At 35.6% G+C, this 13,457-nt stretch carries 17 protein-coding genes and 1 other annotated feature; of the genes, 13 read left to right on the top strand and 4 right to left on the bottom strand.

Annotated elements, in window-relative coordinates; translation table 11 throughout:
• Positions 1-44 precede the first annotated feature (44 nt).
• The 6 genes from rihC (at position 45) to BCR26_RS01475 (ending at position 6,052) form a co-directional block, all read left to right on the top strand.
• On the top strand, positions 45-962 hold the full coding sequence (rihC, locus tag BCR26_RS01500) for a ribonucleoside hydrolase RihC (RefSeq protein WP_069697194.1): 918 nt from the start codon (positions 45-47) through the stop codon (positions 960-962).
• Positions 963-990: 28 nt separating this feature from the next.
• Entirely contained in the window at positions 991-2,364 is a 1,374-nt protein-coding gene (gene dcuC / locus BCR26_RS01495; protein ID WP_069697193.1) for a C4-dicarboxylate transporter DcuC, read from the top strand.
• A 215-nt stretch (positions 2,365-2,579) separates the two neighbouring features.
• A complete protein-coding gene (locus BCR26_RS01490) occupies positions 2,580-3,047 on the top strand; it encodes a GNAT family N-acetyltransferase (protein ID WP_069697192.1) in 468 nt (155 codons plus the stop codon).
• A 16-nt stretch (positions 3,048-3,063) separates the two neighbouring features.
• Positions 3,064-3,963, top strand: a complete 900-nt coding sequence (gene rbsK, locus BCR26_RS01485) for a ribokinase (RefSeq protein ID WP_069697191.1) — start codon at positions 3,064-3,066, stop codon at positions 3,961-3,963.
• Positions 3,964-4,217: 254 nt separating this feature from the next.
• On the top strand, positions 4,218-5,081 hold the full coding sequence (locus BCR26_RS01480; protein WP_069697190.1) for a sigma-70 family RNA polymerase sigma factor: 864 nt from the start codon (positions 4,218-4,220) through the stop codon (positions 5,079-5,081).
• A gap of 524 nt (positions 5,082-5,605) precedes the next feature.
• Complete coding sequence (locus tag BCR26_RS01475) at positions 5,606-6,052, top strand: carboxymuconolactone decarboxylase family protein (protein ID WP_069697189.1); 447 nt, start codon at positions 5,606-5,608, stop codon at positions 6,050-6,052.
• Between the two features lie 87 nt (positions 6,053-6,139).
• Here the strand turns inward: BCR26_RS01475 and BCR26_RS01470 are convergent, their stop codons facing one another.
• The 3 genes from BCR26_RS01470 to sdaAB all read right to left on the bottom strand — a co-directional run bounded on the left by BCR26_RS01470 (position 6,140) and on the right by sdaAB (position 8,360).
• A complete protein-coding gene (locus BCR26_RS01470; RefSeq protein ID WP_069697188.1) occupies positions 6,140-6,637 on the bottom strand; it encodes a pyridoxamine 5'-phosphate oxidase family protein in 498 nt (165 codons plus the stop codon).
• Positions 6,638-6,782: 145 nt separating this feature from the next.
• Positions 6,783-7,658 (bottom strand): L-serine ammonia-lyase, iron-sulfur-dependent, subunit alpha, encoded by an 876-nt coding sequence (gene sdaAA, locus BCR26_RS01465; protein WP_069697187.1) that lies wholly within the window; start codon positions 7,656-7,658, stop codon positions 6,783-6,785.
• Positions 7,659-7,691: 33 nt separating this feature from the next.
• Complete coding sequence (gene sdaAB, locus BCR26_RS01460; protein WP_069697186.1) at positions 7,692-8,360, bottom strand: L-serine ammonia-lyase, iron-sulfur-dependent subunit beta; 669 nt, start codon at positions 8,358-8,360, stop codon at positions 7,692-7,694.
• Positions 8,361-8,681: 321 nt separating this feature from the next.
• Between sdaAB and rplK the strand changes: the two genes are divergently transcribed.
• The 6 genes from rplK to BCR26_RS01430 all read left to right on the top strand — a co-directional run bounded on the left by rplK (position 8,682) and on the right by BCR26_RS01430 (position 11,860).
• Positions 8,682-9,104 (top strand): 50S ribosomal protein L11, encoded by a 423-nt coding sequence (gene rplK / locus BCR26_RS01455; protein WP_069697185.1) that lies wholly within the window; start codon positions 8,682-8,684, stop codon positions 9,102-9,104.
• 110 nt (positions 9,105-9,214) lie between these two features.
• Positions 9,215-9,904: a 50S ribosomal protein L1 gene (gene rplA / locus BCR26_RS01450; protein ID WP_069697184.1), complete on the top strand. Its 690-nt coding sequence runs from the start codon at positions 9,215-9,217 to the stop codon at positions 9,902-9,904.
• Positions 9,905-9,951: 47 nt separating this feature from the next.
• Positions 9,952-10,077, top strand: a sequence feature (ribosomal protein L10 leader region).
• A 100-nt stretch (positions 10,078-10,177) separates the two neighbouring features.
• Entirely contained in the window at positions 10,178-10,678 is a 501-nt protein-coding gene (gene rplJ, locus BCR26_RS01445) for a 50S ribosomal protein L10 (protein WP_069697183.1), read from the top strand.
• Positions 10,679-10,731: 53 nt separating this feature from the next.
• On the top strand, positions 10,732-11,097 hold the full coding sequence (gene rplL, locus BCR26_RS01440; protein WP_069697182.1) for a 50S ribosomal protein L7/L12: 366 nt from the start codon (positions 10,732-10,734) through the stop codon (positions 11,095-11,097).
• A gap of 210 nt (positions 11,098-11,307) precedes the next feature.
• A complete protein-coding gene (locus BCR26_RS01435) occupies positions 11,308-11,580 on the top strand; it encodes a hypothetical protein (RefSeq protein ID WP_069697181.1) in 273 nt (90 codons plus the stop codon).
• 37 nt (positions 11,581-11,617) lie between these two features.
• Positions 11,618-11,860 (top strand): GlsB/YeaQ/YmgE family stress response membrane protein, encoded by a 243-nt coding sequence (locus BCR26_RS01430; RefSeq protein ID WP_069697180.1) that lies wholly within the window; start codon positions 11,618-11,620, stop codon positions 11,858-11,860.
• Positions 11,861-11,964: 104 nt separating this feature from the next.
• Here the strand turns inward: BCR26_RS01430 and BCR26_RS01425 are convergent, their stop codons facing one another.
• The gene (locus BCR26_RS01425; RefSeq protein ID WP_069697179.1) at positions 11,965-12,435 is read right to left on the bottom strand and encodes a helix-turn-helix transcriptional regulator; all 471 of its coding nucleotides are present in this window, start codon (positions 12,433-12,435) and stop codon (positions 11,965-11,967) included.
• Between the two features lie 245 nt (positions 12,436-12,680).
• Between BCR26_RS01425 and BCR26_RS01420 the strand changes: the two genes are divergently transcribed.
• Positions 12,681-13,352 carry a hypothetical protein gene (locus BCR26_RS01420; RefSeq protein WP_069697178.1) on the top strand — a complete coding sequence of 224 codons (672 nt, stop codon included), beginning with the start codon at positions 12,681-12,683 and terminating at the stop codon, positions 13,350-13,352.
• Positions 13,353-13,457 lie beyond the last annotated feature (105 nt).

Genomic DNA, 13,457 nt, shown 5'->3' with positions numbered 1-13,457 from the left:
ATAAAGATTAGGTAATGCGCTTAATCTAAAAGGAGGAAGGAAATATGATAAAAGAAAAAACACCGATAATTATTGATACTGATCCAGGAATTGATGATGCAGTTGCCCTGTCTATTGCGTTGAATCATCCGAAGTTGGACGTATTATTGCTAACAACTGTTGCTGGAAATGTAAACGTAAACAAAACGACAGAGAACACATTGAAACTAGTGTCATTCTTTGGTAAAACAGTCCCTGTTGCTAAAGGCTGCGACAAACCTTTGTTGATTCAGCTTGAAGATTCTGCAGAAATTCATGGAGAAAGTGGAATGGATGGGTTTGATTTCCCAGCAATTACCGAAAAGACGCTAGCTATTCATGCCGTTGAAGCGATGAAAAACTGTATCCTAAATAGTCCTGAGCCAGTTACCTTAGTTCCGATTGCGGCATTGACTAACATTGCCTTGTTAGTAAGTATGTATCCTGAAACGAAACAAAACATCAAAGAAATTGTGATGATGGGTGGCTCACTCTCTAGAGGGAACACCCATACTAGTGCCGAATTCAATACTTATGTGGATCCTCATGCTGCTCAAATTGTTTTTCAATCAGACATTCCAATTGTGATGGTTGGTTTAGATGTGACTAGTACAGCTGTATTAACAAAAAATGAAGTAGAACAGATTAAAGAATTTGGAAAAGTAGGCAACATGTTTTATTCCTTGTTCCAACATTATCGTGGTGGCAGCTTGCAGACGGGTTTAAAAATGCATGATGTCTGTGCTATCGCCTATCTAACAAATCCCGAATTATTTACAGTTCAAAAAACGTTTGTTGAGATCGCCTTAGAAGGACCGGCAGCAGGGGCGACAGTTGCGGATTTAAAAATGAAATACCACAATACAACAAATGCAGAGGTTTGCTTAGATATTGACATTCCAGCTTTCCAAAAATGGGTGGTTTCAAATTTAGAAAGCATCTGAAAAAATAAATTAAAAAAGGGGTCATATTATGATTGAATCATTGTTAGTGTTAGTTGTTTTGGCAATTGTTGCTTATTTGATTATTAAAAATTATCATCCAGCTTTAAGTTTAATTGCAGGTGCGTTGGTCTTATTATTATTTGCAGTTTTATTAGGTCATCCTTTATATCCAACAGGAGAAGGAACAGGGCTTGCTTTCTTTGATATTTTCTTGAAATTTAAAGACACGATCATTGCCCAAGTGAGTTCTGCTGGAATTGTCATTATGATTTTATTTGGTTACTCTGGTTATATGAATGCGATTGGTGCTAACCAAGTAGCTGTAAACATTTTAGTGAAACCATTGAAAAAAATTAAATCAAAAGCACTGTTCGTTCCAATCGTATTTCTAGTAGGTAACGTATTATCGCTAGTTGTTCCAAGTGCTTCAAGCTTAGCAATTATTTTGATGGCTATTTTATACCCAATGTTAGCTAGTATGGGAATTTCTTCATTGACTGCCGCAGGGGTAATTGCCATGACAGCAACGATTATGCCGACGCCATTAGGAGCGGACAACGTTATTGCCTCTGAAACATTAGGCTACGATTTGTTGAATTATGTTGTTTGGCACGCGAAAATATCAATTCCGACATTATTAATCATGGCTATTGCTCATTATTTCTGGCAAAAGTATTGCGATAAAAAAGAAGGGGCTTCTGCCTTTGTTGAAATTGAAAATGATAACTTAGTGAAGCAAGAGGAATTGAATGTCCCTAAAATTTATGCCTTGTTGCCGTTATTACCACTAATTTTAATTCTAATTGTGGGGATTGCCGGAATGTTTGTTAAAGGTATTCAAATGGATATTTTTGTTCTGACATTTATTGCATTTTTTATTGCAGTACTTTTTGAAACAATTCGCCATAAATCTTATAAAAAAATTCAAGATTCAGCGGCAGAAATGTTTAAAGGAATGGGACAAGGATTTAGCCAAGTAGTGATGTTAGTTGTAGGAGGGTCATTATTTACTACAGCGATTCAATCATTGGGAATCATTGATAACATTATGTCTTCAGTAGAATCATCTGCTTCAGCAGGCTTAGTAACCACTCTTATCTTCAGTGGTGCGACCACTTTATTTGGCATATTAAGCGGTGGTGGTCTAGCAATGTTTTATGCTGTGATTGAATTAATTCCTGATATTGCAGCAAAAGCTGGAATTGATGGTATTTTGATTGCTTTACCAATGCAAATGATTGCAAATTTAGCGAGAACGATTTCTCCAGTTGCTGCGGTAGTTATGATTGTTGCATCAACGGTTGGAGCTAGTCCAGTACGTATTTTAAAACGGACAAGTGTTCCAACGATTATCGGAATTATTTGTGTCGTATTGCTCTCTATCTTGTTATTGCCGTATTAGGATATGTCTGAAAACTCTAGCGGCAAATATTATCGGAAATCGGATAGAACTGGTTACCATAAAGCGTCGCTAGTGTACCATCTAAGCTGCTTTTCTTCCTAGATTTTCACAGCATTTCTGGAAAATTCGGCTTTCAATATAGTTTTCAGCGACGTCCTAAACATGAAAGAAGACTTAAGAGGTTTTCACGACTTTTTTTCGGAGATGAGTATATAATGGAAATAACATTAGCCCTGCAAAAAGATCTCAGAGAAATTTACCATTTATTTGAAGCAGCCAAAAGACAAATGAATCAAACCAACGTGCATCAGTGGACCATTCATTATCCAAACAAAGAAATCGTAGAAGCGGATATCGCAAATCAACAATTATATAAACTAGTTGTCAATAAAAAAATTGTCGCTGTTGCTACGCTAAGTTTTGAGAGTCAAGAATCTTATACTTTACGACGAATTGCGACAAATCCGGATTATTTATCTAAAGGCTATGCTTCAGTTTTAATAAATGACTTAATCAATAGAATCAGAGAAAAAAATGGAAATCATATCTATTCAAGTACAAATCACTCTAATGAAAAAATGCAACACTTTTTTAAAAAGATTGGGTTCGAGAAAATTTCAGAATACGCTGAAAGCGAAAGAGAACATCTGGGGTCTTTTTATAAGTATTTGAAGGAAATATAAGTAAGGAGAGTCCGTGATGAACAAAGTTATTGTTTTAGGAAGCATAAATATGGATATGGTTATGGAAACAGACTGCCTACCGAAAGTAGGAGAAACTCTGTTAGGAGAAACAATTGATTACTATGTAGGTGGAAAAGGAGCCAATCAGGCAGTAGCCGCAGCCCGTGTCGGAGCGAATGTCTCTTTGATTGGGAAAATTGGCGAGGATACCTTTGGCTCAAAAGTCTACAATCATTTGAAAAAAGAAAAAGTAGATGTAAAGGCAATAACATCTGAGAAAAACATATTTACAGGAGTAGCCTCTATTTTTAAACTAAAAGAAGATAATGCAATTGTTGTTTTACCGGGTGCTAATATGCTACTAGAGGATATTGAAGAAGCTCTAATGGAGAAGCTTGAATCTAAAGATATCTTTTTGACACAGTTGGAAATTCCCATAGCAACCGTGAAAAAAGGTCTGAAAGAAGCTAAAAAAATTGGAGCAGTAACGATTTTAAATCCAGCTCCTTATGATGAGAAAGTATTGGAAATGTTACCTTATGTAGACATAATTACCCCTAATGAAACGGAATTTGAAGGCTTATTAGGTTTTGAATTGGCTGATAATAGTCAATTTGAAAAAGAAATGCTGAAATGGTCAACACAAAACGAGACGCAGCTGATTGTAACTAGAGGAGCCCAAGGGATTTCTTATACAACTGAGAATCAAGTTGTGACTATCCCAGCAGCTAAGATTAAAGTTGTTGATACAACAGGAGCTGGAGATACATTTAATGGAATTTTTGCAGCTTGCTTAGCAGAAGGCATTTCTATAGCCGAAGCAGTGGAACGTTCTGGAAAGGGAGCCTCGTTGTCTGTAACAAAACTAGGTGCTCAAACTGGAATGCCAACATTAGCGGAAATAGAAGCTTTTTAAACGGTTCTATATAGAAAGATCGTTATTCTGATGAATTTAAAAAAATTAACTGGTTTTCTTTCAATCAAGAAAACCAGTTAATTTTTTCTCTCTTTTTTACCGATTGATTTTTTGTTTTTTGGTTAGTAATAATATTTTTAGCAAGTTCTCTTATGCATTATGATGTACAATCGATGAGTAAGATTAGTTAAAATAAAGTAAGCACCTAGCAAAAAACAAGAATTTTTTCTAGATTTTTATAGGGGGGAGAAGCAATGAATGATGAAATGAGTCATATTTTTTCTGAATATCAACTGTTACTTTTTTCAATCGCTTATCGCATTTGTCATTCCAAAGAAGAAGCTGAAGATATTCTTCAAGAAGTTCACTTGCAATGGTTAAAGGAAGACTTTCAACAGATAGAGAACCCTAAAGCATTTCTATCAAAATTGGTCGTTAACCGTTCGATTAATTACGTGAAATCTGCACGCAAACAAAGAGTTGACTATTATGGTCCGTGGTTACCAGAGCCTTCAAAAGATTATGAAGAGGACCCTATTCTCGGCAAAGAAAAAATTACCTATGCATTGCTTGTTGTTTTAGAACTGCTCAGTCCACAAGAAAGAATTGTCTTTCTTTTGAAAGAAATTTTTGGATACTCTCATAAAGAAATTGCTGAAATATTGGAAATCGAAATACCGAACAGTCGCAAACTTTTGAGTCGAAGTAAAAAGAAAATAAAGGAAACGAATATTACAACAGATTATTTGGTTTCTGAGAAACAAAAATATTTTATCAATCTATTCAAAGAAAGCATTGAAAAAGGAAATCTGACTCTTTTGATTGATCATCTAACCAAGGAAGCGAAGATGTCAATTGATGGTGGTCAAAAACGTCGTGCGCCTTTACGGACATTAGTTAAATCAACTAGAATATACGCTTTTTTAAAAGGAGTTTATGTTCATGACTTTTTTGGAGATGAACGGGAGTTTATTTCTTTGTATAATCAGCCGTGTCTATTAATCAAAGAAAAGAACAAAATTAAGAGTATTATCTTTTTGGGGCTCACAGAAGACCAACAACAGATTCAGCAAATTTTTATTATTAATAATCCTAGTAAGCTAAAAAAGTTACTTTAACAAACTATACTAATACCACGTCAATTTATAAATAACTAAATGATTTTGAATCAAAAGATGTTTTATCATAAATGATCTATCTATAATAAAGGATTTGTTAACTAGTACTGCATAAACAAAAGATAAAAAACGAAGTTTCTTCCTCTAGTGTAACTAGTTTTTGAAGGAGTATTTGCTTTCAAAGAAACAGCGGAACTACTAGAAGCCAATGTGAATTGCTTGGGTTGACTATTTATTTAGCCTAAGTTAGAAGCTCTGAGGCCTGACTTTTGTTCTTCAATATGATTTAAGTGCTAAAGCATTAAGTTCTGTAAGGATATGGCAAAGGACACAAATTCCATTCTCAGCACTGTATATCTTTTGAGACACAAGGATAGTAACATTTTACGGAGTTCGTTAGACAAAATCTTTAAGAAATAATAACACATCAAAAATAACTTTAAAGATTGTCAAGATACTGGTCACGTTTAGGTTTCCTGATTTGTCTTATCTATGTAAGAAAAAAATATTAGGGGGAAACCAAATTGAATCAAGTAAGATTTTTTTTAAACAAGGAGAATAAAGCAGGTTATCAAAAAATTGGAGAGTTAGACCAGTTAGGGAAAGAAAGTAGTATTAATGATACGATTCAAGAATTGATAAAAATCTATGTTTCTCAGTTAAATGGCTGTGTATTTTGTATCGACCTCCATTCCAAAGAAGCTTTAAGCAAGGGGGAAACATTACAAAGAGTTTTAGGGTTATCCGCTTGGGAAGAAGCGCCATTTTATAAAAAGGAAGAACGAGTTGTTTTAGCTTTTGCTAAAGAAGTGACGTTTATTCATCGCGGAGGAGTAAGTAACAAAGTCTATAAAGAATTGCAAGAATGTTACAGTGAAAAGGAGATAGGCGAATTGCTGCTCTTAGTTACGACGATTAACACCTACAATAGAGTTGGCATTACTTGTTTATTGGAACCCAAAGTAGATTAATAGAAGTTTGTGGAAAATGAGATTGAGGTACCACTCTTATAGGTAGCTTTTTTGCCATGAGTGGTGCCCCAATCTTTTTGTTAAAATTTATTTCTCATCGGGATGAAGATTTTCTTTACAGGAAAAATCGTCTAAAATAATTTTTATCACGCCTGTATTTTTCAATGTTTGTTTAGGTAATGGATCGTATCCTGTAAGTCCTTTTCCCGTTTCGTGAGACATCAGCAAGTCTAACGCATGCATCTTTTCATGTACATCATTAATAAATTCTGCTTGGCCATAACCGATGAAGCTTTGATAAGCATAAGAGTATTCAGGGGCATTAGTTCCAGCCTCAATTAAGCGATGCTTTCGATCCATTTCAACAGAAACATGGGCATTTTTTTCAATACAACGAACTTTTTTTCCATGAGCAGCCCCGTGAATATAGAGGATTAGCTGCTGTCCGATCCATTCGTAACCAAAGTTGACTGGAACCACATAAGGATATGTCTCATCAAACATGGCTATTCTGACTATATGACAGTGTTTTAGTAATTCTTGAATCGTTTCCCAATCCGTTACTTCTCGTTCTTTTCTTCTCATACCTGTTCCTCCTCAAAGCTTTTCCTTCTTCATTTATTGTTATAGCAAGTTTAACATAACAAATAGAGGAAAGTAGTTTTTAAATTGGTGGTATAAAAAGAGAGGGACTCAAAAAAATTGAGAATCCCTCATGTACGTAATCTTACTACTTATTTTGTTTTTCTGAGATTTCTTTTGCCAGCCTTTGTGCAGTCGGTGTGACGGCTAAGCCGCCTTCCGCTGTTTCTTTGAAAATTTGAGGCATTTGTCGTCCGACTTTATACATCGCTGCAATGACTTCATCGGGAGGAATGACACTTTTGATACCAGCTAGAGCCATATCAGCTGAGATAAAGGCTTGAGAGGAGCCTAAGGCATTTCTTTTTACGCAAGGAACTTCTACCAATCCTGCCACAGGATCACAAATCAAACCCATCATATTTTTTAAAGTAATCGCGACAGCTTGAGCCGCCTGTTCAGGGGTACCACCAGCGGCACATACTAAGGCTGCGCTAGCCATTCCGCTAGCTGATCCCACTTCCGCTTGGCAACCACCTTCAGCGCCACTAATAGAAGAATTGTTGGCAATCACTAATCCAAAAGCACCAGCAGTAAATAAAAAATCTAATTGTTGCTGGTGAGTTAAATGCAAGCGTTCGATTGCTGCCATTAAAACACCTGGAACAACACCGGCGCTTCCCGCAGTCGGTGTGGCACAAATCAGCCCCATTTTTGCATTCACTTCATTCACTGCAACCGCATTTCGAACAGCAGTTAAAATCGTTTCACCACTTAAAAATTGTCCTGATTGGATATAGTCCGTTAAACGGGTAGCATCGCCACCAGTAATACCAGTCACAGAAGTAACGCCGGCAATTCCCTCGGCAATAGACTGTTTCATAACTGCTAGATTTTTTTCCATCGCTTCAATAATTTTTTCTCGACTGTGACCAGAATTTTCCATCTCTACCGCAATCATCAGTTCTGAAATAGAAGGATACTCTTGTGCTTGATTGATTAGATCTGTTATCGTTAAAAACATTATCTAGCCTCCTTTAAAGTTAGATTCAAACGTTTAATCGAAGTAGTTTACACTATAAATATGAGGCACTTCGATGAGCTTCATTACGGTATCACCAATATCTGGTTGATCGACTTCAATAATCATAATCGCTTTTTCCCCTTTTGACTCGCGAGTAACTGTCATGGTACCAATATTAATATTGATTTCAGATAAAAGATTGGTCACCTGTGCAATCATGCCAGGAACGTCTTGCTGAACAATAATCAGTGTCGGGGTGCCCATGCTTAGTGAAATTTTAAAACCATTTAATTCAGAAATTTGAATATTGCCTCCACCAATCGAAATCCCAGTGACCGAAAGCTTGCGATCTCCTTTAGAGACAATCATCTTAACCAAATTTGGATGATCTGCTTGTTCTTGCTTCGGAATAAAAAGAACTTCCATCCCTTGATTATGGGCAATCTCCAAAGAATTTGCCAGGCGCTCGTCATCGGGCTCCATACCTAATAATCCAGCAACTAAAGCAATATCTGTTCCATGCCCGCGATACGTCTTGGCAAAAGATTCATATAAATAGATGTCCACCGTTTCAGGTTGCTCACCAAAAATGCTACGGACAATCTTCCCAATACGAGCAGCTCCTGCAGTATGGGAGCTACTTGGACCAACCATCACAGGCCCGATAATATCAAAAACGCTCTTATAACGTAAATGTTCCATACACTCACCCAATTTCTTTCTAGTTTGAAAAGCTTCTTACTGGGAATTTTAGCATAAAGAGGCTTTAGAAACTAGAAAACGCTTATTTTTTTCACTGAAAACTTACGATTCTTTCATTCCGTGGAAATTGTCTACTAATTAATAAAAGAAGCGAAGAGAAATAGAAAAATAGTTGAACTTTAGCTTAAAAGAGAGTATACTATTTTAGTGTGCATTTTTGTACATGTTTCGCATTCTAACGCTATCTGTTAGAAGATGATCGTGGGAGGAGAAATCTTCATCTCCAATTAACCACATCACGGACTTAAGGAGGTATGTCTCGTGGCAAAAAAAGTAGAAAAATTAGTTAAATTGCAAATTCCTGCAGGTAAAGCAACACCAGCTCCGCCAGTAGGTCCAGCATTAGGTCAAGCGGGTATTAACATTATGGGATTCACAAAAGAATTCAACGCTCGTACAGCAGATCAAGCTGGTTTGATTATTCCAGTAGTAATCTCTGTTTATGAAGACCGTTCATTTACATTTATTACTAAAACACCACCAGCTGCAGTATTGTTGAAAAAAGCTGCAAAAATCGAAAAAGGTTCTGGTGAACCAAACAAAAATAAAGTAGCAAAAGTAACTAGCGATCAAGTTAAAGAAATTGCTGAACTTAAAATGGCAGACCTAAACGCCGCTGACGTTGAAGCAGCAATGCGCATGGTTGAAGGAACTGCACGAAGCATGGGAATCACTGTAGAATAATTTTTATTCTAGCAGACCCTAAGAAGTAGCTTCTCAGTTTATTTCATGTTGAAAGATATGAATTACGTGGGAGGTTCTACCGTTATAACCACAATCAAGGAGGAAACAAAATGGCTAAAAAGAGCAAAAAAATGCAAGATGCATTAAAAAAAGTTGATTCAATGAAAGTTTACTCAGTAGCAGAAGCAGTAGAGTTGGCGAAAGAAACAAACATCGCTAAATTCGACGCAACTGTTGAAGTAGCTTACCGTTTAAATGTAGACCCTAAAAAAGCAGACCAACAAATCCGTGGAGCAGTTGTGCTTCCTAACGGAACTGGTAAAACACAAACTGTTTTAGTATTCGCAAAAGGCGAAAAAGCAAAAGAAGCAGAAGCTGCTGGAGCTGATTACGTTGGCGATGCTGACATGGTTCAAAAAATCCAAGGTGGCTGGTTTGACTTTGACGTAGTTGTAGCAACGCCAGACATGATGGCTGAAGTTGGTAAATTAGGTCGTGTGTTAGGTCCTAAAGGATTAATGCCTAACCCTAAAACTGGTACTGTAACAATGGACGTAACAAAAGCAATCAACGAAGTAAAAGCTGGTAAAGTAACTTACCGTGTTGATAAAGCTGGTAACATCCATGTTCCTATCGGTAAAGTATCATTTGATACAGATAAATTAATTGAAAACTTCAATACAATTAACGATACACTGTTGAAAGCTAAACCTTCAGCAGCAAAAGGTCAATACATCAAGAACATTTCAGTAACAACAACGTTTGGACCTGGAATTCATGTAGACCAAGCTTCTTTTTAATTAGAAAATTCTTGACTCAACTACCTGACATATGTTAAGGTAGTTGAGGTTAATAATTAACTGTACCGAAGACAGTAGGTGACGTAAGTCTTAATTTCCTACCGAGGACAATATTGATAACAGTCAATAGTCCCTCTATGTCAACGGTGGCATGGAGTTTGTTTGTTTTGTAACACATTTTTAATTAGATGATGTTGAGGAAGTGCTTATTTCATAAGTACGATTCCTAACAATAACAACAACTCATCCATCAAAAATCAGGAGGTGAAATAAATGAGTGAAGCAGCAATTGCAAAAAAAGCAGGTTTAGTTGATGACGTAACAGAAAAATTCAAAGCAGCAGCTTCTGTAGTTATTGTTGACTACCGTGGTTTAACTGTTGAAGAAGTAACTGTTTTACGTAAACAATTACGCGATGCGAACATCGAAATGAAAGTTATCAAAAACTCTATCCTTTCTCGTGCAGCAAAACAAGCAGGTTTAGAAGGTCTTGATGAAGTATTTACAGGTCCGACTGCTGTAGCATTCAGTAACGAAGACGTAGTAGCACCAGCTAAAATCGTCGACGAATTTGCTAGCAGTGCAAAAGCATTAGAAATCAAAGGTGGCGTTATTGAAGGTAAAGTTTCTTCTGTTGAAGAAATTACAGCTTTAGCGAAACTTCCAAGCCGCGATGGCTTACTATCTATGTTGCTATCTGTGCTACAAGCACCTATCCGCAACGTGGCTTACGCTGTCAAAGCAGTGGCAGAAAAAGAAGAAGAAGCAGCTTAATAGCCGCTTGATATTAAACTACTAAAAAAATTTACTTTATGGAGGAAATAATAATGGCATTGAACATTGAAAACATTGTTGCTGAATTAGAAGGCGCAACTATCTTAGAATTAAACGACTTAGTAAAAGCTATTGAAGAAAAATTTGACGTATCTGCAGCAGCTCCTGTTGCAGCAGCAGGTCCTGCAGCAGCAGCGGCTGAAGAACAAACTGAATTCACTGTAGAATTAACTGCAGCTGGAGACCAAAAAGTTAAAGTTATCAAAGCAGTTCGTGAAGCAACTGGCTTAGGCTTGAAAGAAGCTAAAGCTGTAGTTGATGGCGCTCCTGCACCAGTTAAAGAAGGCATTTCTAAAGAAGAAGCAGAAGCATTAAAAGCTGCTTTAGAAGAAGTTGGCGCTTCAATCACATTAAAATAATTCTTTATTTTGTGTATATAAACAGTATCCTTTACTTTGTGAAGGATACTGTTTTTTAGTTTATTCTAAAAATTTTCTTCCCCCAACAGTGATTTTAGACAGTATCATTTAATTAAAAAATGAATGAAAGCGTATTAATCGAATTTTTTCTCTAATGATAGTAAACTTAAAGTAGGATGAAGAATAATAAACCGAGAAGGAGGAAAAGCTTTGGAAAGAGAGATAATCGTGGAGGTAACTTGTAAGAATTGCTCGACGCAATTGACTGGTCGATATTTGTTGAATTTCAGAATAGATATTGAAAACCTAAAAAGAATCAATAGACCTCTAGGAAATTTGAATTTAAAAGAGAATGAAGTAGAGCTTAAATCAATGGATAATCTTTTAAAAGATGAATTAAATACGTATTACATTTGCAAAGATTGTGGGAGAGAAAACCACGTTGTTATTCCTGTTATGGAAGAAATGAAGTACATAGTGTAAAAGAGAAAAATCAATAAAAAAATTTGGAGGAATTATCATGGGATGGTTATGGACATTAATTGTAGGAGCGGTTATTGGATCTATTGCAGGAGCAATTACAAGTAAAGGAAAGTCAATGGGGTGTATTTTCAATATCATTGCGGGATTAGTAGGCTCATCTATTGGCCAAGCACTTTTTGGAAGTTGGGGACCAAGTCTGGCTGGGATGGCAATTTTACCCTCTATCCTGGGAGCTGTAATCCTAGTTGCGGTGGTTTCATTCTTTTTTGGGAGAGGATGATTTGAATTCTTTCCAGTAATGCTATTTCTGATGTTTTGTGACTGGATACTTTCTTTGTCCAAAAGACTAGGAGCCAAAAAAGGACTTTCCTAGTCTTTTTTTGACTATTTCGTATTATCATAAAAATAGAAGCTAGTAATCAAATAGAGTAGAAGTGTCAAAGCTGAAATGACAATAAATCCATTTGTATTCAAAGAGTGAAGATAGAGGAGATAAATCATTGAGATTACCGGAACACCAAAGAACCTTACAGAAGGTCGATTCCAATTTTGGTAAGCTTTTATCCATAAAAATCGTAGTGGTAGAAATAAAAATCCGAATCCAATAATCCCAATTAAATGAACCGCTTTTTTCATTTGCTTAATGCCCCTTTCTTTTAAAATTGAAGATTCTATATCTGTAAAAGATATAGATAATATTTGTTCTAAGCGTTTTTGAGAAAGTAAATCAGGCTGACTTTTCCCTAATTCCCATTTAGAAATAGTTTGTCTAGTTACATAAACTTGATCTGCTAACTGTTGCTGTGTCAACTTTAGCTCGATTCTTTTTAAGCGAATATTTTTTCCGATAGACATTGTAATTACACCTCTGTTTCATTTAGTATTACTTACTACAAACATACAGTAAAATTGACTGTTGCGCACGCAACAGTTTAGAATTAGAAGGAAATTTTAGAGAAATAGGTTCGTTGCTTCTTTTAAATGAGAGGAAAAGTCTAAATGAATCTTGAAAGGTTTTAAATAATATTTGTCACTAATAAAAAGATGAATTATAATTATTATTTATAGACTCGTTTGGTTAAAGAAAAAGGAGAAAAAAGATGAATGATTTCGTAAAAGAAGATTTTACATACTATGAGCGAAGTATCAAAGCCTTTTATCGAAAAATATTTATGCGTAGAATTATGTGGAGCGGATTGTTGTTGATTTTATTAGTGATTTTGGCAACCTCGGAACAGTCTTTTGTTCTTTTAACCGCTATTTTAACAATAGGCTCAATTTGGTATATTTACATTCAAATAAAAAAAATGAACGACTTTTCGAATAAAATTCTAGAAGAACAAAACAAATGGTCAACTCTTTTTGAAAAAGAGGACTATGAGGAGCAGATAAATCCAATATTTGAAAGTCAGAAAAAATATTTTATTGAGCTAAAACAGGAAGAACAAACGATTGATATTAGAAAAAAGGATTCAAGAAATTTACCTTCAAGAAAAAGCGGCTATACCCTTCTTATTGGCGAAAATGCGAATATTTTTGATCAGAAAAATGAATTTGTAACAGCATATTATGATATCGGTTCTTTAAAACATGCTGAAATTTACAAGGAACAAATTTTGAAATCTACGGACTTTATTGCTAAAAAGAGAAGAAGATCCTTGATAAGAATCGTTCTGGTTGTCATTGTTCTGATTATAGCTGGATTTCTTTTGAAGCAACTATTTGAACCTTCTTCCATATATAAAGTGTCTGAAATGTTTTTTTGGTTGTGAATTAAAAGCTAGTAAAAAATGGAAAAATGATTTTTGATAGGTATCAAATAACCGAAGCCTCCTAAAGTAGGAAAGCTTCGGTTATTTTGTTTGGAAAAATAAGTT

Origin of the sequence: Enterococcus rivorum (assembly GCF_001742285.1) — a bacterium.
GTDB lineage: Bacteria > Bacillota > Bacilli > Lactobacillales > Enterococcaceae > Enterococcus_L > Enterococcus_L rivorum.
Note: the sequence above shows the minus strand (reverse complement) of the source record. Positions and strands in the feature narration are given on the sequence as shown.

Coding starts and splice junctions, on each gene's coding strand:
- dcuC (WP_069697193.1), top strand. CDS start 991: ATGATTGAATCATTGTTAGTGTTAGTTGTTTTGGCAATTGTTGCTTAT.
- sdaAA (WP_069697187.1), bottom strand. CDS start 7,658: ATGTTTTTAACGATAACAGATCTAATCAATCAAGCACAAGAGTATCCT.
- BCR26_RS01430 (WP_069697180.1), top strand. CDS start 11,618: ATGGGATGGTTATGGACATTAATTGTAGGAGCGGTTATTGGATCTATT.
- BCR26_RS01470 (WP_069697188.1), bottom strand. CDS start 6,637: ATGAGAAGAAAAGAACGAGAAGTAACGGATTGGGAAACGATTCAAGAA.
- BCR26_RS01420 (WP_069697178.1), top strand. CDS start 12,681: ATGAATGATTTCGTAAAAGAAGATTTTACATACTATGAGCGAAGTATC.
- rbsK (WP_069697191.1), top strand. CDS start 3,064: ATGAACAAAGTTATTGTTTTAGGAAGCATAAATATGGATATGGTTATG.
- BCR26_RS01490 (WP_069697192.1), top strand. CDS start 2,580: ATGGAAATAACATTAGCCCTGCAAAAAGATCTCAGAGAAATTTACCAT.
- rplL (WP_069697182.1), top strand. CDS start 10,732: ATGGCATTGAACATTGAAAACATTGTTGCTGAATTAGAAGGCGCAACT.
- rplA (WP_069697184.1), top strand. CDS start 9,215: ATGGCTAAAAAGAGCAAAAAAATGCAAGATGCATTAAAAAAAGTTGAT.
- rplJ (WP_069697183.1), top strand. CDS start 10,178: ATGAGTGAAGCAGCAATTGCAAAAAAAGCAGGTTTAGTTGATGACGTA.
- BCR26_RS01480 (WP_069697190.1), top strand. CDS start 4,218: ATGAATGATGAAATGAGTCATATTTTTTCTGAATATCAACTGTTACTT.
- rihC (WP_069697194.1), top strand. CDS start 45: ATGATAAAAGAAAAAACACCGATAATTATTGATACTGATCCAGGAATT.
- BCR26_RS01425 (WP_069697179.1), bottom strand. CDS start 12,435: ATGTCTATCGGAAAAAATATTCGCTTAAAAAGAATCGAGCTAAAGTTG.
- sdaAB (WP_069697186.1), bottom strand. CDS start 8,360: ATGGAACATTTACGTTATAAGAGCGTTTTTGATATTATCGGGCCTGTG.